This window comes from Dictyobacter arantiisoli (assembly GCF_008326305.1).
GTDB lineage: Bacteria > Chloroflexota > Ktedonobacteria > Ktedonobacterales > Ktedonobacteraceae > Dictyobacter > Dictyobacter arantiisoli.
Window position 1 is genome coordinate 1 of record NZ_BIXY01000210.1, and the last position, 2,011, is coordinate 2,011.

1 protein-coding gene is annotated in these 2,011 nt (G+C 47.5%); it reads left to right on the forward strand.

Translation table 11 applies throughout. The features are described 5' to 3' along the window. The first annotated feature begins 523 nt into the window (after positions 1-523). Positions 524-1,183 (forward strand): hypothetical protein, encoded by a 660-nt coding sequence (locus tag F1593_RS27825; RefSeq protein ID WP_172632526.1) that lies wholly within the window; start codon positions 524-526, stop codon positions 1,181-1,183. Positions 1,184-2,011 lie beyond the last annotated feature (828 nt).

Below are 2,011 nucleotides of genomic sequence, written 5' to 3' on the forward strand. Positions count from 1 at the left end.
AAGATCCACCGAGGAGAGTACGATGGTCTCAAGCTCTCCAATCTGGCGTATCTTCCGCGCTAAACAAGAATGGTAGTGGCTCTTGGAGAGCCGGATGCACGAAAACGTGCACGTCTCGGTTCGACGGGGAGGGGTTGGTGTTCCTGAGCAATCAGGACCCGGCCTCTTACCCAACTCTTTTCGTCAGTTTCGCACTGATAGGCCAAAGGGGTTTGGTGGGCTTGGTACCAGGAGGCTAGCATTGCCAACTGAACGGATGATAACAACAAACGTACTTTAAGCCCGGCAAGTTGCTTTGCTTTTGCCCCAATCAGGGGCCGTCACTCAGACGCTGGAGCAAGATGCATTGAGCTGACCTGGTTGCGCTAACCTCCCTCACCTGGAAAAGCAAGATGCTTTTGGGGGACCCGGGACTTCCATCGCGTGAAATCGTGGAAAGGGTCCCTTCTGGCTTCCTGGGCGCCTGCGTCATGCTATACTATCTTTTTCTACTTTTGTTCCCTCTTAGAAAGGATCATATACAATGCCTATGAAGCACATTGGTGAGAATACATATGGTGAGAATACATATCAGGGAAAGGAGAAAGCGGCCGACACTTCTGCGTTTAGTCGGGGGCTCTATGGTAAGTCGTCCAAGCATGGTGAATCAAGTTCTCGTCAGGGGGATGGTGATGATAGGGATGGTGGTGATAAGCGACGAGATAATTCAGATGGAGGCCAGAAAAGCACAATTGAATCAGCAAGGGAACGGGAAAGGGGAAGAGCAGCGGACTTAGCAAGAAGAGGGAATCGTCTTGATGAGGAGAGAGGGGGGCTTACCCTTAAAGAAGATACATTGAATGGATCGAGAGAGAGGTTAATGGGCCAGTATGAAAGAATAATAGATCCCAACAATGAAAGCATTCCTAATGCACGGCGCTATGAGAATGCACGTAGTATATATAATACTGATTCAGGTATATATAACCTACGTATACATGATCTCACTGCCAGAATACAAACTTACAATGAAGATGTAGCACAACATAATGCAAGCCTTGTAGATGCACAGAATGAGATGTTTACTCTCGATCACTGTGAAATTCCTCGACAGGTATACGGGGTACCATCATATAATGATGCAATGACCCAAAGAGCAATTGCAATACAACAACAAAGAGATAACTATTATGCACAACAATAACAAGGGGGAGGAGGAGGACGTTACTATTATTAGGCCCTGAGTTAAGGTAGCCGCCATGTTGCCGCAAAGGAGATAACTGCGGCACAGTTTTGCTCCTTTGCGCTTGGAATGCGACACGGTTATCGATCCAGTTGGATTATCGGCGCAGTTTTTTGAGAGATAACAGCACCAACTGTGCCGATAACGCACCACCTTCAGTACGAAACTCGACCGATAATTTGCATTATCTCGATTCCTTTTTGACAGAGGCAACAACGTACACGACGTATGCTTTGTGAGCCTCTGTGCCTAGTCGGAGAATCGTTATCTTGATAAACATCATTTGTTGACACTCCCTGGCATAAATGCACAGGGATTCTTCCTTCATCCATGAGACTTGCCCATCAGTCTCACAACTGAAAGGTAGCGGTCCACATGTCCAGAAGCGTTGCGCAAACCGAGGTTTGCAGGTTTCCGAGTGCCCCTGGGTACCAACCACTTGTTCTTGTGGTGCATGAAGCCCAACCAACCGTGAGGTGGGTATCGTGCCTCATCGTCTTCAGACGAATCTTTTTGCAATGGCTTCATTTCATACAGGAGAGTCTACAAAATGTTTTAATGGTTGTCAATCAGGAAGAGCCATTCATCCCTGCCATGAATGGACAGGGCTTTCTGGCTCGTTTCCTGTAAATAGCGCGAAAGTTTGACGATTTTTGATGCGAAACAGAGAAATCGACTATTGAGGATCTGGAGAAACCGCTCCAGAGGCAGATTGTTTCACACCGTTTTTGCAAATTCGGGAGGCCAGCGAGCTGCGCATCTCGCGCATTACCACCTCATGCTTCTGGA